Raw genomic sequence first — 19,285 nt, 5'->3', positions numbered from 1 at the left:
CCACATGCAGTGACACGGTTTGCCCCATGGCAAGAATTCCCGCATCTGTGCCGTCAATGGTGACATACAGCGGCTCGCCGTCGTCACCCAGGGTCGCAACATGTTTCACGGTAACCAAAGTTGGACCGCTAGAAAAATCTGGCGTGTTTGGCAGAGTTGGTATCAGAACAGAGTTTGCGGCAGATTTAGCAGCTGAACCGGCAGCAGTAATCTTGGCACATCCGGTCAACGCAAACGCTGCTGTGAATACAACAAGTGTGAAACGCTTAATCATGTGGCGACGTCTTCCTATCAATTGTTTTGTGACATATCTGACAATATAACTGAAATCAGGTTCAAGATGAATGTCATGCTTATGATATGAAACAAATCACGACTCTCCAAAGAGTCAAAAATCGATCTAATTCCAGACCTGCCGCACCCTTCCAGGCCGATATCAGGCGTATATTCTAATACTGAAAAGCCGTATTACTGTGTAAACAATCTTAAGAGGATATGAGAAATGAACTTTGATCCGAAGACAGATCTCAAGCTGGAGAAAATCCTGGAGGTTCCTCGTTCGTTGATTTGGCAATGCTGGACAACGCCCCGGCACATCAAGAATTTCTTTGTTCCCAGACCGCATAAAGTCACTGAATGCGAAATCAATCTCACCCCCGGCGGGCGTTTTAACACCACTTTTGAGGTGGATGGCAAGGTAATGAACAATAATGGCGTCTATCTGGAAATTATCGAAAATGAAAAACTGGTATTTACTGATGCTTTCAGCGAAGGATGGAAGCCCAGCGAGAACCCATTTATGACAGCGATTCTTCTGCTGGAAGATGCGGGAGAAAACAGCACTAAATACACCGCCGTTGCGCGGCATCGCAGTGCAGAATCTCGCCAGGCTCATGAAGATATGGGATTTTATGTCGGCTGGGGAATTGTCACCGACCAATTGGTTGAATACGCTAAAAAATTGTAATGCGAATAAATGCACACACCAACCATGAAAAAGGCTCCCGAAAGAGAGCCTTTTGATTTTTCTTGAATGAAAGCAACAGTCTTAAAGCGCTAAATCTACCACAATGCGCCCTTCAATTTTGCCGGCATGCATACGGGCAAAGATATCATTGATATTGCTCAGCGGTTCGACGGCAATATTGGCAGCGACCTTGTGGCGACCGGCAAAATCTAACGCCTCTTGCAGATCCTTACGTGTGCCGACAATTGACCCACGAACAGTGATGCCATCGAGCACCATATCAAAAATAGACAGGTCAAATTTACCCGGTGGCAGGCCATTTAACACCATGGTTCCACCGCGACGCATCGTACCAATCGCCTGCTCAAATGCCTTTGGCGATACCGCCGTGACCAGCACGCCGTGAGCCCCGCCAAACTCCTCCTGAAACACTTTGGCCGGATCGACATTTTTGGCGTTGGCCACTACGCTGGCGCCAAGACGTTTGGCAAAAGCGAGTTTGTCATCGTCGATGTCTACCGCGGCAACATTCAGCCCCATCGCAACCGCATACTGAATTGCCATATGGCCAAGGCCGCCAATTCCGGAAACCACGACCCAGTCGCCCGGTTTGGTATCCGTCATTTTCAGACCTTTATAAACCGTAACGCCAGCGCAGAGTATCGGCGCAATTTCATTAAAACCGATATTATCTGGCAAGATGCCGACATAATTAGCGTCTGCCAGGCAATATTCTGCAAAACTGCCGTTAACGGAATAGCCAGAGTTTTGCTGCGAAAGGCACAGGGTTTCCCAATTTTCCAGACAATGATCGCAATGGCCACAGGCGGAGTATAGCCACGGCACGCCGACGCGATCCCCCTCCTGAATATGCTTTACGCCATCACCTACTGCCACCACGTAACCCGCGCCCTCGTGTCCCGGAATAAACGGCGGCTGCGGTTTTATCGGCCAGTCGCCTTCTGCGGCGTGAAGGTCGGTATGACATACACCGGTAGCAACAATTTTCACCAGTACCTGGCCCGGCCCGACTTCAGGGATTGGCACCTGCTCAATCACTAATGGCTCACCAAAGGCTTTAACTACTGCGGCTTTCATCGTTTTCATCTTTATTTTCCTTACAGGTAAAGAGAGTCTTAGAAAAGACCTAACGGTGTAATGTCGTAGCTGACCAACAGGTTTTTAATCTGCTGATATTGGCTTAGCGCCATTTTGTGGGTTTCGCGTCCCACGCCTGACTGCTTGTAGCCACCAAAGGCTGCATGAGCCGGATACATGTGATAGCAGTTGGTCCAGACACGACCCGCTTTTATGTTGCGGCCCATGCGATAAGCCAGGTTAGTGTCACGAGTCCACACCCCTGCGCCGAGACCAAACTGTGTCTGATTAGCGATTTCCAACGCTTCCGCCTCGTCTTTAAAGGTGGTAACGCCGATAACTGGCCCAAATATTTCCTCCTGGAAGGAACGCATCTGGTTTTCGCCCTTGATGAGAGTCGGCTGGATGTAGAAACCGTTGTCGAATCCTGCACCAATCGAGGCGCGTTCACCGCCGGTAAGAATATGACCGCCCTCTTCTTTGGCAATATCAATATAGGAGAGGATTTTGTCGAACTGCTGGCGGGATGCCTGAGCGCCAATCATCGTGTCGGTATCCAGCGGGTCACCACGGCGAATATTTGCCACCTTGGCAATCACGCGCTCCATAAACTCTTCGTAAATAGACTCCTGAATCAGCGCGCGTGAAGGACAGGTACAGACCTCGCCCTGATTGAAGAAGCCCAGCACCAGCCCTTCAACCGCTTTCTCGATAAACTCGGGTTCGGCGTTCATCACGTCGGCAAAGTAGATATTCGGTGATTTACCACCCAGTTCGACGGTGCACGGAATAATATTTTCCGCGGCACAGGCCATGATGTGTCGTCCCACCGGAGTTGAGCCGGTGAAAGCAATTTTGGCGATACGTTTACTGGTTGCCAGCGCTTCGCCTGCCTCTTTACCGTAACCTTGTACTACGTTCAGCACGCCTGCGGGGAACAGATCACCGGCCAATTCGAGCAGCAAGGTAATGCCCAGCGGCGTTTGCTCTGCGGGTTTAAGCACCACACAGTTACCCGCAGCCAGCGCCGGGGCCAGTTTCCACGCAGCCATTAACAGTGGGAAGTTCCAAGGAATGATCTGCCCCACAACCCCCAGCGGTTCATGGAAATGATAAGCAACTGTTTTTTCGTCAATTTCTGCAGCACTGCCTTCTTGCGCACGCAGGCAACCAGCGAAATAGCGGAAATGATCCACCGCCAGTGGCAAGTCAGCATTGAGGGTTTCACGGATAGGCTTACCGTTATCCCAACTTTCCGCCACCGCCAGATATTCAAGGTTTTCTTCAATACGATCGGCTAACTGTAAAAGCAGATTGGAACGATGTTGAACACTGGTTTTCCCCCAGGCGTCAGCGGCTTGATGAGCAGCATCGAGAGCAGCATCAATGTCTTTGGCATCGGAGCGCGGGAACTGACCAATATCACTGCCATCAACGGGTGAAGTGTTCATAAAGTATTGACCGCTTTGCGGTTCTACGAATTTGCCACCGATGTAATTGCCATAGGTTGCTTTGAGAGTAACCAAAGCATCCGGTTTTCCGGGATGTGCGTAACGCATCGCAAACTCCTTGTTTTATGTAGGGTACTACTTTCTGAGATTGGCCATCAGCGCTGCAAACACTCTACAAATTCGCGATGGCATGATGTGTGTAGCATCCATCGTGCCAACAATGATCTAAAGCTGAATTCAATTAAAAGCTGATATAAATCAATAAAATAAATTCATCACTAATTTTCAGATTTTTTCAAGAATAGAAAGTTTTCGTATCTGTGTTGCAAATCGCAACACTTAAAAAACTCATTGGCTACACTATTGAAACACTTTCGATACAAGCATGAGGTTGCCAATGCAGGGAAATTCGTCAGTTGCCAATACCACCGCTCAGGACGCCAATCCGCTGCTCAGTGAATCCTGGTTCCGCAGCCAACTCTATGGCATCGACCGTTTGGCCGACGATTTTCCGCGCATTCAACAAGGTGAACTCGCTGACCTGCTGGCCAATAATGCCGCCTTGCAACGCGTGGCCCAACCCGGCGTAAAAGCGCTGGCCGAAAAGACTGCAGATAAGCAGTCGGTAGTGGTTCTTTCTGATGCCAGCGGGCTGGTGCTAAACACTTTTGGCGATATGCAAGCAATGCAAAAAGCCCAGCGTTTTGCTCTGGAACCCGGAAATTTGTGGAGCGAAGGTGGACGAGGAACCAATGCAATTGGCACTGCGCTGGCCATTGACGATAGCTGCGAAATCTATGCCGATCAGCATTATCTGACCAGTAATCAAGGGCTGTACTGTGCTGCGATGACCCTGCAATCACCCGACGGTCAAATTGCCGGAGTGCTGGATATCTCGGGACCGGCCAACTTTCCCCATCCCAACACGCTGGCCTGGGTGAAAGAAGCGGCGAAACATATTGAATATCTGTGGATGAAACAGAGTTTGCACACTGACCAGTGGCTAATGAGTCTGCACCCGCAGGTGCAAGGTATTGATAATGCTGACGAGATGCTGCTAATTTTTTCAGACAATATTCTAATGGCCGCAAACCGTATGGCGATGAGGGAGCTGAGTCTATGTAGAGAAAATTTTGGCAACACCACTTTCCAGCAACTTTTTCCGCATAATATTCAAAGCGCCAACAGCGTTGCTCAACCGCTCATCACACACAACCTGCAACGCTATTATTTTCGCTTACGCGCACCAACCCGCGTCTATCAGCCATCCAGCGCCACTAACCCCCCCGATTATTCGTACTCGCTGCGCAATGAAAATCAGAAATTGGTGCGTTTGCTAAATGCCGGGATCTCACTGTGTATTTTAGGTGAAACAGGCAGCGGTAAAGAGTATGTCAGTCGCGCTTTGTATCAGCAGAGTCAATGGCATCAAGGGAAGTTTGTGGCGATAAACTGCGCGGCCATTCCCGAGTCATTGATTGAATCTGAGCTGTTCGGCTATCAGGCAGGTGCGTTTACCGGGGCCAGTAAAAATGGCTATGTCGGCAAAATTCGGGAAGCCGACGGCGGCGTGCTGTTTCTCGATGAAATTGGTGATATGCCACTGGCACTGCAAACCCGATTGCTGCGTGTGTTGCAGGAAAAAGAGGTCGCACCGCTGGGATCGAGCCATAGCTGGCCGGTTAATTTTGCCGTGATCTGCGCGACCCACCGTAATCTGACTCAACTGGTTGAGGAAGGTAAATTCCGTGAAGACCTGTTCTATCGGCTGCAAGAATTTTCAATCACTATTCCCCCACTGCGCGAATGGCCTTCGCTACAGTCGTTTATTTTGCAGCTGTGGCGTGAGTTGGGCAGCGAGCAGAGAGATATTCAGCTCGCACCGGCCTTGATAAACCGGCTGGCGAAACACCCATGGCCGGGAAATGTGCGCCAATTGCGTAGCCTGCTTAAGGTACTGATGGCACTGGCTGATGATGGACAACTTCTTGACTGCGACAGCCTGCCCGGTAAATATCAGCTTGAAGACACTGCGCCGCATTCGGCCCTGCAACAACATGATGACCAGTTCATCGCTGAAACCTTGCAGGGTTGCAACGGTAATATTTCCCAGGCGGCGAAAGTACTGGGTGTTGCGCGCAGCACGCTTTATCGCCGTGCGGCACGAGAAAGGCAAGCTGGGTGATTATACAAGTGTACAAAAGAGTGACTTCGACGTTAGTGCAGCCGAGCCTCCTCTCATAATCCAATTAAAAATCAATGGAAAAGCGCCCTATTTCCAACCCCCGATATTGTTCAACAAGCACCGTTAAAAGAAAGTCATAAACCTCACTGGTCCTGTGGGGGGCGAGCCTGTGTGCGATATTAAATATTTTTATTAAATAGAGGCTCTCGACAGCTCAGTGTTCACGGTAATTTTATAAAACATCTTTAAATTAGCATCACGGTGTTAAGTGACTATTCTGAATGTAGGGTTACTGGAAACAGTTAAAAAACACAGCTATCGATAATTAACTATTTGATTTAGAAATTGTTGAGGATTAATGGATGTCGAGTGACAATGTAACGGAAGATCAAGCTCCGGCAGGAACAAAATTGCTGGCACTGGGCGCATTGGGTGTCGTGTTCGGGGATATCGGCACTAGCCCGCTTTATACTTTGAAAACAGTCTTGTATTTGTCAGGTGGCGGCTCCTCCCATGAGGTGGTTCTCGGATTATTATCATTAATAATCTGGACATTAGTGATTGTGACTACATTAAAATATGCCATGTTCGCCATGCGTATGAGCAATAATGGTGAAGGCGGAATACTGGCACTTATGTCTTTGCTGTTTACGCAAAAGAAAAATCGGCCATTGGTTGTTTTCGCCGGCATATTTGGTGCTGCGCTGATTTACGGCGATGGTGCCATCACCCCGGCGATATCTGTCCTCTCAGCCATTGAGGGGGTCAATATAGTCTTGCCGGAATCAAAATCTTATATTGTGCCAGTGACCGTTGCGATTCTAATCGCCCTATTTGCTATCCAAGCAATGGGTACGGCGAAGATTGGCAAACTTTTTGGTCCAATAATGGCGCTGTGGTTTGTGGTCATTGCCGGGCTTGGTATCTGGGGGATTGTGCAGCATCCAGCGGTGTTAGCCGCGGTTAATCCATATTACGCCTTCAAATTTTTATTCTCCCATGGCCTAAGCAGCTTTTTAGTATTAGGAGGCGTATTCCTTTGTGTGACCGGAGCAGAAGCCTTATATGCCGATATGGGCCATTTTGGTAAACGCCCTGTTTGGCTTGCATGGTTTGCTTTGGTTTTCCCCAGCCTACTGCTCAACTACGCCGGGCAATCGGCGTTGATTTTATCCGGCGCTGATGTCACTCAGAATATCTTCTATCGCCTCTGCCCGCCCGGCATGCTTATTCCGCTGGTGATATTAGCCACACTTGCCACTATTATTGCCAGCCAGGCAATTATCAGTGGGGCCTTTTCCATGACTCGACAGGCAATGCAGCTTGGTTGGTTACCACGGCTAAGAATAAAACAGACTTCTGAAGAAAGTTACGGGCAAATATATATTGGCTCGATTAACTGGTTACTCATGATTGCGACCGTTTTCCTCACTATTTTCTTCCAGTCTTCCGACCGCCTGGCCGCTGCCTATGGGATTGCCGTCTCCTTTACCATGATTATGACCAGTGGATTAATCTATGTTTCGATGCGTGAAGTATGGCGCTGGGGAATAGTCATCAGCGGATTGATTGCCGGTTTATTCTTTATCGTAGATTTGAGCTTTTTAACCGCTAACCTGGTCAAGATACTCGAAGGGGGGTATGTTCCACTGCTTATGGCGTTGGCACTTTATAGCGTAATGATGATTTGGCATCATGGCGTCAGAATTGCCACTCTGGTGGTTCGTGAAAAAACCATGCCGGTTAAAGAATTTCTGACTGACATTGAAACTCATCAAATTCCACGGGTACCCGGTACTGCAGTATTTTTAACGCGATCCACGGAGACACCCACTATTATGCGTTGGCACGTCACTCGCAATGGTTCACTGCATGCTCAGGTTATTTCATTGAACATCCAGATTGAAAATATTCCGAGGGTTTCAGCCAAAGAGCGATTAGAGATCGAGGAAATTGCGCCTAACTTTTGGCACGTCATTGCCCACTATGGATTTATCGAAGAACCTAATATTGCGCAATTGCTGGGATATAAGGAGATTGCCGATCTCGACGTCGACAGAGAAAATCTGACCTTCTATGTTGGACATGAAAACATTGTCCGTGGTGAAGGCCGCAAACGCCTGCCTTCGTGGCAGCGGCATATTTTCTCACTTATGGTTCGCAATAACATTCATATTACTGACCATTATCGCCTGCCCAGCGATCGGGTTGTGGAAATCAGCCGTCAGGTTGCGCTATAAAAAAGCCCGGAAAGGCAGCGATATTTTATCGCATGATTTCCGGGCTCCAACTCTTTCAGCAATATTACGTTAACTTCAACTGTTAATAGTCTGGCGGTACGCTTTGATTATCTTGTGGATAATAATCTGGCGGCGCACCTTCACTCTGCTGATTATAATCCGGCGGTACGCCTGCATCAGAAGATTGAGACTGATAGGATTGATTAAATCCTGCTGGCATTGGCACCTTTTCCCCTTTGGCATACATACATTGGACATAAACGTCATTATAACGTTCCTGTATGTCGTCATAGCTGCCCATCGAGGAATCATTACCCATCGCGCTACCGACTAACAAGCCGCTACCCGCACCAATCAGTGCGCCAGAACCGCCATGACCAGAAGCCGCACCTAACAATGCGCCGCCTGCAGCCCCGATTACCGTAGCGGCTGCCGCAGTGTTGACCGCATTATTATTTGCCCGTTGAGAATCCCCATTAACGTTGCCACGAGCATAGCTTTGGCAGGTTGAATCATCTGCCATAAACTGCTCATAAGATTTACCGCTTCCCGGCATCGCTCGGACATCGGGTCCGGATGGCGGGCTGACGCAGCCAGACAGCATGACTGCACCCAGAACAACAGCCACAGGCGCGTAGGCAAAAATTTTCATGTTAACTTGACCTCAAATTGCCGAAATTCTCGTAATGAGTCTTATCTTGGCGCTAATTTTTGCCAGCCTGTCGGACAGCGTGGCACCTGTGGATAATAACCAACCGGATTGTGGCAATAATAACTGGCACTCGCCGTCTGCTTTTCGACATAAACCTGCGGCGCAGGTGGCGTCACATAAACTACCGGCGGCGGAGCATAATAAGGTTGCGGGCCCCAATAGTAAGGATCCGGTCCCCAATAAGGTCCTACGCCAACAAATACGTGTGGGCCGCCCCAACCACCATGATGATAGCCGCCGTGATAACCGCCACCGCCGTGATAACCACCAGGGCCGCCGCCGTGGAAGCCACCGCCGCCTCCATGAGGATAAGGTGCTGCCTGGGAAACGGCAGTTGCGCCTAATCCCACCAACAACGTTGCACAGAGACTCAACAGAGTTAACTTTTTCATCACAAACCTTCAAATGGAGATGAGAAAAATGATTAGTACTAATATACGCCTGCTTAGGCCAAGTGTTATCAGTGGAGGACGTAAAACATTCGTAAAGTTGAGGTGTAAATAATGGAGAGATTGTTTGAAATGATGTCACTTTATAAATGAGTGCCTGCTGCTTTAATTTCTCCACAGGCACTCTTAACACTATTGGCAAGTCACTCAATATAAGGTCTTTGAACAAGCGTGGTTCAGATAAACTTTATAGCTTAATTTATTGACTGTCGGCACCGGTTACCCGCCAGACCGCATTACCTGCATCGTCAGCAATCAGCAGAGCGCCCTGCTTGTCCATTGCCAAACCTACCGGCAATCCACGCACCTGTTTTTGATCATCCGTCAAAAATCCTGTGACCACCGGTTTTGGCTGGCCAACGGGTTTGCCGTCTTTAAACGCCACATAAACTACCTGATAACCGTTGAGCGGTTTGCGATTCCAGCTACCGTGCTCGCTAATAAACGCGCCACCGCGGTATTCAGCCGGGAGATTGGTTCCGGTGTAGAACCACAGGCCCAGAGGTGCGACGTGTGAACTCAGCGCATAGTCCGGTTTGATAGCTTTTTCAACCAAATCAGGCCGCTGCGGCCGCACGCGTTGATCGACATGTTGCCCGTAATAGCTGTATGGCCAGCCATAAAAAGCGTGTTCCTGAACCGAAGTCATATAATCCGGCACCAGATCGGCACCGATTTCGTCACGTTCATTGACCACCGCCCACAGTTTACCGCTTTGCGGCTCCCATTGGAGTCCGGTCGGATTACGCAGGCCGCTGGCAAAAATACGGCTTGCACCGGTCGCTACATCAACCTCAAGAATATCTGCCCGACGATATTCTGCGCCAATGCCATTCTCGGTGATATTACTGTTCGAACCGACGCCAACGTACAACTTAGTACCGTCCGGGCTGGCCAACAGGGACTTGGTCCAGTGATGGTTGATAGGACCACCGGGTAAATCAGCAATTTCAGTGCCCGGAGCAGTTATTTTAGTGTCACCCGTCTGATAGCGATAGCGCATCAGGCCATCGGCATTGGCGACATAGAGTTGGTCGCCGATTAACTGTACGCCGAAAGGCGAATGCAGGTTTTCGAGGAAAATATGTTTCTCCCACGTTTTGCCGTCTCCGTTGGCATTTCTCAGCAGAGTAATTCGGTTGCCGCCCGGCCCACCTTTACCAGAAGCTTTCTGCACCATACCCATAATCACTTCTTTTGGTTTACTGGTAACGCCAGCGGGGCTGTTGGCTTCAACCACCAGCACATCGCCGTTAGGTAATACAGTAATCTGGCGCGGATGCATAAAGCCATCGGCGACTTTCGAAATCTTCAATCCTGCGGCGACCTTTGGCGTTTCTCCATCTTTCCACGGGGTGCCGCTCGGCACTTGCATCGGCGGTAGCAGGAAATTTTTTGCCGCAGGTAATACCGGGTCGCTGCCGGTTTGCTGCTCGGGAGAGATTTTTGCCGCCTCGTCGCAGCCGGTCAGCAATAGCGGCAAAGTTAACGCTAAAATTGATAATCCATAGATATTTTTCATTGTCACTCCTCCTTAAGCCAGGCGTTCGCGCAGCGCGAGTTGCAGATTGGCGAACAACAGTAACAGCACCACGACAGTGGATAAGGTTACGCCAGCGGGAACCACGGCGAAGGCATCGCGGCTGTGAATAAATGCATTGAAAATAGATAAGACGATGGCTAGCGCGCTGGCCCAAAAATGCACTTTTACCGGCGAGCCTTGCGGATATCCAGTGCCGACCCAGACCTGTATCAGGTTGATAATACGGGGGATAATGGCAATAAACAGTCCGAAGACAATCAGCCAGCTTGCGGCCTGAGTCCAGGCAATTTCTGTACTGTAGATATAAATGATATCGAATATCCAGGCTGCGGCGAAAAAGCCGATCGGCAGCGGGTCAAGAAGCGCCACAATACCTACGGCTAACGCCGAATTCTTTGGGGATCGCAGAGAGGTCATTCACAAGCTCCTTATGCAAATAAAAAATCAATGCACCAAAAATGATGCACAATGCAGGATGCACTTGTGAAATATTAGTTAAAATTATGAGTTTATGTGGCTAAGTGTGATAATAAGTTTCTATAACCCGAATTTTAACGCTGCTCAGCACAGCCGTTTTGCAAAACAAACCGCTTCGGCACGGCCATGATAAATGCCGTAATTGTCGATGATTTGGTAACCGTTTGAGAGATAGAAATTTACAGCTCCCTGGTTGATTCGCCTCGTTTCAAGTTGAATCGTTGTATAACCCAGCCCACCCGCTTGCCGTTCTAATTCAGCCAGCAGCTGCCCACCAATCCCTTTGCCTTTCTCAATAGAAAACATGCGTTTGATTTCACAAGTTTGGCGATCAACTGGCCTAAAACCTCCGCAGGCAACGGCATTTTCATCACGCAGGCCAATAACAAACAATGCTCTATGATGCTCAAAATCGGTGAGCACGGCATTTTTACTGCCGCTGGCACCCGTGATGACTTCCAGCGACTGATTCAAATCGTCAATCAACGCCGTTACACGCAGATCTTCTGCAGGATTCTTGATAACAATAAAATTTAAATCCCCTAACTTGTTGTTCATCATCCCTTCAAATACCCAAGCTGTAAAAAAATAAAGTATAAAAGCAAATAAAATAATCTTCAGCAAAACTCACAGCCTGCCCCAACGCACCAGTGTTTTCCCCCATTCTCATCTTACTTTCCAAAGGGCCTCATCATTCCTATATTTATGAGGTTGGTCACTTGGATTATGCATTAGATCTAAAGCACCTATATGGTACAGAAAATGAAATTGCAGCAGTAAGCTCAGTCACGACATATCATATAAAGGGGGCACGTACTTATTTATCCATCAATCAAATACCTAGACCTCAGGGATTTATCACTAATCCAAACTATATTTTATGAGCTATGACTTAAGCGAAATGAGACTGGTTTTCTGTCTCATTTTTTCTCACTACAAGCTACCCGTTATTGTTTAAAGAAATTCCTGAATTCTTTTGCAATGGCCTCTGGTTGCTCTTCCTGAAGAAAATGCCCGCTGTTCTCAATCATAACTCCTTCGACATTTTCAAAGTATGGCCGCAACGGGGTTGCCATATCAGCAATTGAACCCTGTTCAGCGCTGAAAGCCAGAACCGGGGTTGTCAATTTCCCCAAAGTTTTAAAATGTGCATTTTGCCTAGACGATAACCCCAACGCACGGTAATAGGCCATCCCGGCACGAACCGCACCGCTTTGAGTAAAAATACGCAGATATTCGTTAATATCCTCCTCGGTAAAAGCATCGGGAGCAGCGGTTTTTCTTCTCAGGAACCAATTAAGATAAATACGTTCTTTACCGGCAATCAATTCTTCAGGCAAATCAGCAATAGCATGAAACGCAAAATGCCAGGTACGCCAGCTTTTATCACTAGAATGTGGCAGCGCATCAGGTAAAGTTATTCCTGGTATCCCCGCATCCAGAATGGCCAGTTTCTTGATTTCATCACCAAACAACACCGCATAGGGATAAGCTACCCAAGCCCCCACATCATGGGCTGCAAGGTAATAATCTTTCACATCAAGTTGTTGCAACAGGGAATGAACCGCAGTTGCCAGTGATTGAGTGTCATAACCTTCCAGCGGTTTATCTGAATCGCCCTGACCCGGCAAATCAGGGGCAATAATCCAATAGTGATCGGCTAAGGCTGGCATAATTTTGCGCCATGAATACCAGCTTTCAGGAAATCCAGCCAACAGAACCAGCGTTTCCCCATGGGGATTTCCTCCCGCGACATAATGAATTCTTACACCATCAACCACGCGGTAAAAATGGGAGAAACCTTTGGGAGCCAAAGCGTTGGAGATGGAAAAGGTTTGATTTTGCATGGTCATTAAAACCTTATAAGTAATTAGGAAGTGTTCATTTCCTAATTTAACGATAGAATGACCAAAAAGCCACCCATGGTTAACAAAAAATTTATCGATAAGATTTTTACAATCAAAAATGGAGCCGAACCCGACATGACCGGAGAAACTGTTGCCTAGTTATGGGTCCTGTTTCAGGACGAACGCTATGGAGATTGAAGAAAAGCTTAAATGCAAATGAAATAGCCCTCAGCAAAACTCACAACCAACACGCACTAACCTGCTGATAAAAGTTATATTTCTTTAATAAGCTAAACCCGCTCACTGTGTTATTACTCTATTCTCTAATCAGTTGGAGATAGCGAGTGGAAAATTACTGTAAATTGTTGGGGTGCGCTTATTTATTTAAAAATGGCAACCCCGAGCTTCGAGGGTTTATCGCTAATCCAAACTATATTCTATGAGCTGTAATTTATAGAGGCTGAGTAAACGAGGCAAGTCTCCCGCCTCATATATGTCCATTCTCTAAACGAAAAGCTGGCTTTAATTGTTTTTAATTACATTAATTAAATGAATGAGTAATTATAAACAGCATCATTATTTATTTTCGAAAATGTTAAATCAAAAAGGATATTTTTTATGAAAGTTAAATACTTGGCAAGTGTAATAGCATTCACATTAACCTCATCACTGGTAATTGTACCCGTCAGTGCCAAAGTGAATGTTTTCCTCGATGGGAGTACCTTAAAAAATGATTTGAATGGCACACTATCCGGCAGTGTGAAATTTGCTCAAACGCATACCATCAATGCAAAAAACAACAGCCAGCAGGAGATGCCTAGACTAACCAGCACTCGGGACACTCTGGTCATGCTTATCCCTACAGGCGATAGCGTGAAGTCACTGCTTTTACTCGCTAAAAATAAAACTGGAACACTGCTCGGATCGATGTATATGCTTTCTCCGCAACAGCTCCCTCGTGCCGATCGTCCCAGCAACAGTCCAAATCCGGATGTGGTTGATAGCGATAAAGCGTGGAGTCAAATTCTTCCAGCAGACTGGGTGCAGCCTGGGCTGACGCTCGAGTTTGTAACATCAGGCCAACGATCCGGGAAATTAAATACTATTGATATTGGTGGCGAAACACAGGTTGTTTTGCAAAATATTCGTATCGGTATGCTCACAGCCCCTGGCCCAGTGGATAAAAATCCTCTGGAGAAAGAGTCTTTTAAACTCGCGAAAGATTATTATCAGAAGATCCCGGTATCTGAACTTATTGTCGGTAACTATTCAGCTATAACATTAGACCAGGTCATTCTCTCTTCCGGAAAAAAATACACCTACAGTAGTGATGACACTGGCGGTGTTTATAAGGGTGATCTGCGCGAAAATATTGGCAAAGGTATTATTTCAATGGGGATTGATAATGCCAACTTCGGCATTAACTCCTCTAAAGGCGAACAGCAGTGGCAGCCCGGATTATTTCACCAGGTGGCAGTACATCAATCCTGGGGGCGCTATAGTAATGGCGTTGTTCGACATGGTCTTAGTGGCGGTAATGGTATGGCGACGCTCTACGATACTGTTGGCAATGAATTCAGCCATGAACTCGGCCACGGTTATAATATGGGACATTATCCCGGCGGCGGTAAATGGGCTACCCATAATCGTAATTCCGGCTGGGGCTGGGACAGCTTTCAGAATCGTTTTATTGCCAATTTCTTCTGGAATAAGGGAGGTAATAATGAAACCCAAGGCTATGTTACGCCCCCTTTCCTCGGTATTTACCAGTTTAATAATGACACCATGGGGGGCGGTGGACCTAGCTCGCCGCTTTCTAAATATACACTGCATACCGGCTACACCCAAAAACGTATTCAACAATGGCTGGAAGCAAAGGCAGTCATTGCACCGCATTCACCTTCAGGCTATTTGATCTGGAATGAACAGCAGAGAAAAATGATCGAACCAAAAGGCGTGGTATATCGTAAGCCCGATGCTTTTGGTGTCCCTGTGGTGACGCTCGTGGGATATTACGACCCGCGTGGAGAACTGGAAAGTTACATTTATCCGGCACTGCACGGTAGCTATGGTTACACCTATAAGCCACGGCCGCTGAAAACGGGCCAATGCAGGGCGGAGATTAACTATGCCAATGGCAATACCGATAAATTCGGCCTTGATGGCGTGCGTCTGCAAGCGGGACATATGAATAAATTCCATATCAACGTTCTCGAAAGTAAACAGCCAAAATCTGTGCGTATTACTTGCCCACAAAGAGATATGGATGCTGCTTTTACCCAATGGAAACTTAAGAAATTTGCCGTGAATAAGTTTTACGATTGGGGTGATAAAAACGAGCAGCTGGGCTCTATATATTATTACCCAAGTCATGAATTTTATTTCAGCCTGAAAAGCAAACCGTTTGGGTATTTCCCGACCACTCCAGTGGATAACAAGTTCTGGACCTACCTGACTGACGAATCGTCGCTCAGACAAGATTACCAAAACCAGCCGTTGGTACCAGGCAGTGAGTATATTCTGGTTAAGCGGGATATCAAATCTGCCACTGTTGCACCGAGAGCAGCAGCTAAAATAGGCCACTTGTATCTGCCAATTAAAATTAAGAGCGATAGAGTTGTTGCCGCGTGGAATTATCCTCTATCCAAACAGGAATTTTTAAGGCGTGTAGAGGCAACTTCTTTGGAGGGGGCTGTATTTATTGATATGACTGATGATAAATACCTCTCATTATACAAATTACCAGGCCGATATGACGTCCCATTGAAGGCAGGTAGCTATGGTGTAAAAATCATACTTGAAGTAATCAAAGACCCTATTCCACCACTATGAATAGTGGAATTGTATTATCTGCTCTGGCATATTTGACATACCCTAACTAGCATTTTACTGTTTCGCCTAGAAACTAATTTCAAGCCACAACTTTTGAGATAACCATGAAAAACATCACTTTTTTCTCCCGCTTCGAAGCCGACATTCTTGCCGGTCGCAAAACCATTACTCTGCGTGAAAAAAGTGATGCCGATTATCTGGCTGGCGATAAAGTCAGCGTTGCTCGTTACGAAGACAATCATTTCTTTTGCCACCTAAAGGTTATCAGCGTCACCCCAATAATGTATGACCAATTAACTGACGCTGAAGCCCGGCAGGAAAATATGACACTTGCGGAGTTGAAAGCGGTGATCGCCGAAATTTATCCTGGGATCACCGAACTCTACAAGATTGAATTTACGCTTTGCCAATCATCGTCGTAATCATCCCGGTTATGACGGCCAATGAGAGCCACGGATAATCGAGCAGAAATTACCCTTATCAAAATCGGGCTGTTTATCGGCAATCACGTCGGCTTTCACATTACCAAAAGTGGTCTGTGGTTTATCTTTAACGCCCTGATAAAAAGCGTTGATAATATCTTCTTTAAACTGCGGAGTGCGCGGATGCGCTTTGACCACCGCCTCCCGTTCTTGCGAAGAATAGCCTTCATAGTCAATCCCTAATACGTCCATCTCAACCCCCGCCGTTACCAGTGCAATCACCGGGTCCATAAACTCGGGGATCCCTGGCGTGGTGTGCAAAGCAATTGCCGTCCAAACCTTATCAATATCAGCCTGATTAATTTGATGTTGGCGCAGGAAGTCGCGCGCGGCGTTGGCTCCATCAACTTCAAAACGTTTGTCACAGCTGCAGTGATCGTGGGTCAGCCCCATATCATGAAACATACAGCCGATATAAAGCAGCTCGTGATCGACTTTCAACCCGCGCTGTTGACCCGCCAACGCCCCCCAGTAGTAGACGCGGCTCGAGTGATTAAACAACAGTTCTGACTCTGTATCGCGAACCAGTTCCGTTGCCTGGTGCGCCATCTGACTATCCGGTATCTGAATGCCTTTAATGTTAAATGTCATGATTTTTCCCGCGTGTTAAAAGTGATGTTTACTGTTCTGGCATTAACAATAAATCTTGCACCGACTGTCTTCAATCGTAGTATTATGACGATTAGAGACATAATGACGAACTCAGACACCGGAGCATACGAATGATCAAAACTATCCAGATTCTGGCGATCCCAGGCGTGCAACTGCTCGATGTCTCTGGCCCGCTGGACGTATTTGCCGAGGTTAATCAGCAAATGGGGCGTAAAATTTATCAGTTGGAAGTTGTTGCGCTTGAAGAGTTGAAGATTGTCACCTCCTCAGGAATTTGCCTGTTGGCCGAGAAGTGTCTTGAGCAGCCACCACAGCTGGCCATCGATACCTTTTTGGTTGCGGGTGCGCCGGATATGGCAGAGTTTTCCCCCTCCGCATCGCTGTTAATGTCAATTACCGATCGAGCGTTGAACAGCCGCCGTTTTGGTTCAGTGTGCACGGGTGCCCTGCTGCTTGCTGCTACAGGGCTGCTTGAAGGGCATCGCGTGACCACTCATTGGGCGGTGGCGGAAACCTTGGCCAGCCGTTATCCGGGAATTCAGGTCGATGCCGACGCGATTTATATCGCCGAAGGACCATTACGTACCGCGGCTGGCGTGACCTCGGGCCTGGATTTGGCATTAATGATGGTGGAAGAGGATCTAGGCCGTGAAGTTGCGATGGACGTTGCCGCGCAGTTGGTGATGTTCTTCAAGCGCCCCGGCGGGCAGATGCAATTCAGTCGCTCGGGGAAGACTTCACTCAGTGGCCGTTCGGCATTGCAGGATTTACAGCGCTGGGCGACGGGTAATCTGGAAAGTATCAATTCAATCAAGTCTTTGGCGGAGCATTTAGGTGTTAGTACTCGCCACCTTACTCGGATATTTACTCAGGAAATAGGTCTTACGCCAGGGGATTGGCTGGAGCAGGAGAAAATTAATCAGGCGCGCTATCTGCTGGAGTCTTCCGAGCTGTCACCAAAACAGATTGCGGCGAAATGCGGTTATAGCAGTATTGATATACTACGGCGAGCGTTTCAACGGCAGCTTAAAGTTAGCCCTGCTCAGTATCGCAGCTATTTCAAAAACAAAGCTGACTAATGGGTTCCGCATTTATTTCAAAGCTTACGATATTTCCCTTGCTCAAACAGCGTTCATTTAAAATAGACAACAAAGCGCCGATGCCCGCCCGTATCCTTTATTTTCGGGTCACAAAAATAATGATCGTAGCGGGAATGCCAAGCGGTGGAACAGTATTGCTAATTAAGAACAGTAATCAAGTTTGCTTTCAAATCATCAAGCAAAACATAGCGCTTGCGATATTCAGACCTTTTCTTGCTGGTTACCTCTTCAATATCTTTTCTTTTGATCTCAAGCGGTAATTCATAGTCATTTTTAGCATTGCGGTGGCCAGATAATGATTCCCAAAAGCCGTCGTAATCCGCCAGCATCAGGCTCGATTTTCTTTTCTTATAGCGGCCGCTTTGGAAAATGTGTGTTTTATTGCTCACTGCCAGTATTTTTGAACACTCGAACTTGTTGGCGAGAAAACACACTATTTCAATCAATATCCTCTTCGGGAACAGCCCATAGCAAGACTTGGTGGCCTCTTTTATCAGCTCCGGCGTACACAGCTTTTCGCCACCTTGCATAGCGCCGATGAACAAACACGGCATGTCATTCTCAAACACAAAACCAAAAGCACAAGAGGCAAGCGTGATTCCTTCGCTATTTCTTAGATTAAGTACCAGTTCTCCTTCTCGGCTAAACTTATTTTCCATTCCCATCTTGATGGTGTAATCGCCGTTTTTTCCTTCTATTTTCGCCAGCTGTAAACCATCACTCGAGTATATTTTTTTATAAACCGAACTCTCAAGACTTGTGAATATCAGGCGAGACCCTTCACAGATTGACTTGATTTTATCTTTTGTCTTTAAATTGGCCCGCAAATAAGGGCGATGAACCTTGTAAGGCAACGAAGGTTGTCTTGCCATAAGGCGCTTGGCATCTGGATTAGTCGCCAGAAAACCAAGGACTTTGAAGGTTGATTTTGGCATCAGCAAACTGCGAATAATGTATTTCGCTCTATTTGATTTTGAATCCCAATATCTATCGTGCATGACTTCATTCATGACTAATTTTTTAAAAAAAATAGCCTCTGAAATAAGTAAGCTTTCACTGGTGTTCATAATGCCACTTGCCTCAAATGAAAATCGCTACCATGAAAATGGTAAAATTATTCGTCTCATATATGTCTTAAGGTTATTTTAAGTATGGCACCGGAAAATTCTTAACTTTTATTGCTCACGCAGGGAACTTTCCCCGAGTTTTATAAACAAAACCACAACAAAGCATTGAATTGGGTAAAAAATGAGCAGATTTATGACGGCTGTGTGAAATTTTCATGATTTA

The 19,285-nt window shown here is 47.1% G+C and carries 16 protein-coding genes; 6 read left to right on the top strand and 10 right to left on the bottom strand.

Translation table 11 applies throughout. The annotated features are described in order from the left end of the window. Positions 1–502: 502 nt before the first annotated feature. Entirely contained in the window at positions 503–967 is a 465-nt protein-coding gene (locus tag AB3G37_RS11725) for an SRPBCC family protein (RefSeq protein WP_369790810.1), read from the top strand. Between the two features lie 81 nt (positions 968–1,048). On the opposite strand, the gene adhP is transcribed toward AB3G37_RS11725, so the two are convergent. Next, entirely contained in the window at positions 1,049–2,074 is a 1,026-nt protein-coding gene (adhP, locus tag AB3G37_RS11720) for an alcohol dehydrogenase AdhP (RefSeq protein WP_369790809.1), read from the bottom strand. Positions 2,075–2,103: 29 nt separating this feature from the next. After that, positions 2,104–3,624 (bottom strand): aldehyde dehydrogenase family protein, encoded by a 1,521-nt coding sequence (locus AB3G37_RS11715; protein ID WP_009637232.1) that lies wholly within the window; start codon positions 3,622–3,624, stop codon positions 2,104–2,106. Between the two features lie 289 nt (positions 3,625–3,913). Here AB3G37_RS11715 and AB3G37_RS11710 point away from each other — a divergent pair, with 289 nt between their 5' ends. Continuing rightward, a complete protein-coding gene (locus tag AB3G37_RS11710) occupies positions 3,914–5,701 on the top strand; it encodes a sigma-54-dependent Fis family transcriptional regulator (RefSeq protein ID WP_369790808.1) in 1,788 nt (595 codons plus the stop codon). A 362-nt stretch (positions 5,702–6,063) separates the two neighbouring features. Continuing rightward, entirely contained in the window at positions 6,064–7,941 is a 1,878-nt protein-coding gene (locus tag AB3G37_RS11705) for a potassium transporter Kup (RefSeq protein ID WP_369790807.1), read from the top strand. An 82-nt stretch (positions 7,942–8,023) separates the two neighbouring features. On the opposite strand, the gene AB3G37_RS11700 is transcribed toward AB3G37_RS11705, so the two are convergent. From AB3G37_RS11700 to AB3G37_RS11675, 6 genes are all read right to left on the bottom strand, one after another. Beyond that, a complete protein-coding gene (locus AB3G37_RS11700) occupies positions 8,024–8,593 on the bottom strand; it encodes a YMGG-like glycine zipper-containing protein (RefSeq protein ID WP_009637229.1) in 570 nt (189 codons plus the stop codon). Between the two features lie 41 nt (positions 8,594–8,634). After that, positions 8,635–9,045 carry a hypothetical protein gene (locus AB3G37_RS11695; RefSeq protein ID WP_009637228.1) on the bottom strand — a complete coding sequence of 137 codons (411 nt, stop codon included), beginning with the start codon at positions 9,043–9,045 and terminating at the stop codon, positions 8,635–8,637. Positions 9,046–9,301: 256 nt separating this feature from the next. Beyond that, positions 9,302–10,624: a sorbosone dehydrogenase family protein gene (locus AB3G37_RS11690; RefSeq protein ID WP_369790806.1), complete on the bottom strand. Its 1,323-nt coding sequence runs from the start codon at positions 10,622–10,624 to the stop codon at positions 9,302–9,304. Positions 10,625–10,636: 12 nt separating this feature from the next. Continuing rightward, positions 10,637–11,062 (bottom strand): DUF2231 domain-containing protein, encoded by a 426-nt coding sequence (locus AB3G37_RS11685; protein ID WP_009637225.1) that lies wholly within the window; start codon positions 11,060–11,062, stop codon positions 10,637–10,639. A gap of 144 nt (positions 11,063–11,206) precedes the next feature. Beyond that, positions 11,207–11,746, bottom strand: coding sequence for a GNAT family N-acetyltransferase (locus AB3G37_RS11680; RefSeq protein ID WP_369790805.1), 540 nt, complete (start codon positions 11,744–11,746; stop codon positions 11,207–11,209). A 323-nt stretch (positions 11,747–12,069) separates the two neighbouring features. Continuing rightward, entirely contained in the window at positions 12,070–12,969 is a 900-nt protein-coding gene (locus AB3G37_RS11675) for an alpha/beta fold hydrolase (RefSeq protein WP_369790804.1), read from the bottom strand. Positions 12,970–13,587: 618 nt separating this feature from the next. On the opposite strand from AB3G37_RS11675, the gene AB3G37_RS11670 reads away from it, so the two are divergent. Together AB3G37_RS11670 and yqfB are read left to right on the top strand one after the other, a co-directional pair. Further along, complete coding sequence (locus AB3G37_RS11670) at positions 13,588–15,801, top strand: M66 family metalloprotease (RefSeq protein WP_369790803.1); 2,214 nt, start codon at positions 13,588–13,590, stop codon at positions 15,799–15,801. Between the two features lie 104 nt (positions 15,802–15,905). After that, positions 15,906–16,223 (top strand): N(4)-acetylcytidine aminohydrolase, encoded by a 318-nt coding sequence (yqfB, locus tag AB3G37_RS11665; protein WP_009637220.1) that lies wholly within the window; start codon positions 15,906–15,908, stop codon positions 16,221–16,223. A gap of 9 nt (positions 16,224–16,232) precedes the next feature. Here the strand turns inward: yqfB and AB3G37_RS11660 are convergent, their stop codons facing one another. Next, entirely contained in the window at positions 16,233–16,874 is a 642-nt protein-coding gene (locus AB3G37_RS11660) for an HD domain-containing protein (RefSeq protein ID WP_369790802.1), read from the bottom strand. Between the two features lie 131 nt (positions 16,875–17,005). Between AB3G37_RS11660 and AB3G37_RS11655 the strand changes: the two genes are divergently transcribed. Beyond that, positions 17,006–17,974, top strand: coding sequence for a GlxA family transcriptional regulator (locus AB3G37_RS11655; protein ID WP_369790801.1), 969 nt, complete (start codon positions 17,006–17,008; stop codon positions 17,972–17,974). A gap of 158 nt (positions 17,975–18,132) precedes the next feature. Here the strand turns inward: AB3G37_RS11655 and AB3G37_RS11650 are convergent, their stop codons facing one another. Beyond that, positions 18,133–19,062, bottom strand: a complete 930-nt coding sequence (locus AB3G37_RS11650) for a VirK/YbjX family protein (protein WP_369790800.1) — start codon at positions 19,060–19,062, stop codon at positions 18,133–18,135. Between the last annotated feature and the right edge of the window lie 223 nt (positions 19,063–19,285).

The sequence above is a fragment of the Rouxiella sp. WC2420 genome, from assembly GCF_041200025.1.
In the GTDB taxonomy this organism is placed as follows: Bacteria; Pseudomonadota; Gammaproteobacteria; order Enterobacterales; family Enterobacteriaceae; genus Rouxiella.
Note: the sequence above shows the minus strand (reverse complement) of the source record. Positions and strands in the feature narration are given on the sequence as shown.

Coding starts and splice junctions, on each gene's coding strand:
- AB3G37_RS11725 (WP_369790810.1), top strand. CDS start 503: ATGAACTTTGATCCGAAGACAGATCTCAAGCTGGAGAAAATCCTGGAG.
- adhP (WP_369790809.1), bottom strand. CDS start 2,074: ATGAAAACGATGAAAGCCGCAGTAGTTAAAGCCTTTGGTGAGCCATTA.
- AB3G37_RS11715 (WP_009637232.1), bottom strand. CDS start 3,624: ATGCGTTACGCACATCCCGGAAAACCGGATGCTTTGGTTACTCTCAAA.
- AB3G37_RS11710 (WP_369790808.1), top strand. CDS start 3,914: ATGCAGGGAAATTCGTCAGTTGCCAATACCACCGCTCAGGACGCCAAT.
- AB3G37_RS11705 (WP_369790807.1), top strand. CDS start 6,064: ATGTCGAGTGACAATGTAACGGAAGATCAAGCTCCGGCAGGAACAAAA.
- AB3G37_RS11700 (WP_009637229.1), bottom strand. CDS start 8,593: ATGAAAATTTTTGCCTACGCGCCTGTGGCTGTTGTTCTGGGTGCAGTC.
- AB3G37_RS11695 (WP_009637228.1), bottom strand. CDS start 9,045: ATGAAAAAGTTAACTCTGTTGAGTCTCTGTGCAACGTTGTTGGTGGGA.
- AB3G37_RS11690 (WP_369790806.1), bottom strand. CDS start 10,624: ATGAAAAATATCTATGGATTATCAATTTTAGCGTTAACTTTGCCGCTA.
- AB3G37_RS11685 (WP_009637225.1), bottom strand. CDS start 11,062: ATGACCTCTCTGCGATCCCCAAAGAATTCGGCGTTAGCCGTAGGTATT.
- AB3G37_RS11675 (WP_369790804.1), bottom strand. CDS start 12,969: ATGCAAAATCAAACCTTTTCCATCTCCAACGCTTTGGCTCCCAAAGGT.
- AB3G37_RS11670 (WP_369790803.1), top strand. CDS start 13,588: ATGAAAGTTAAATACTTGGCAAGTGTAATAGCATTCACATTAACCTCA.
- yqfB (WP_009637220.1), top strand. CDS start 15,906: ATGAAAAACATCACTTTTTTCTCCCGCTTCGAAGCCGACATTCTTGCC.
- AB3G37_RS11660 (WP_369790802.1), bottom strand. CDS start 16,874: ATGACATTTAACATTAAAGGCATTCAGATACCGGATAGTCAGATGGCG.
- AB3G37_RS11655 (WP_369790801.1), top strand. CDS start 17,006: ATGATCAAAACTATCCAGATTCTGGCGATCCCAGGCGTGCAACTGCTC.
- AB3G37_RS11650 (WP_369790800.1), bottom strand. CDS start 19,062: ATGAACACCAGTGAAAGCTTACTTATTTCAGAGGCTATTTTTTTTAAA.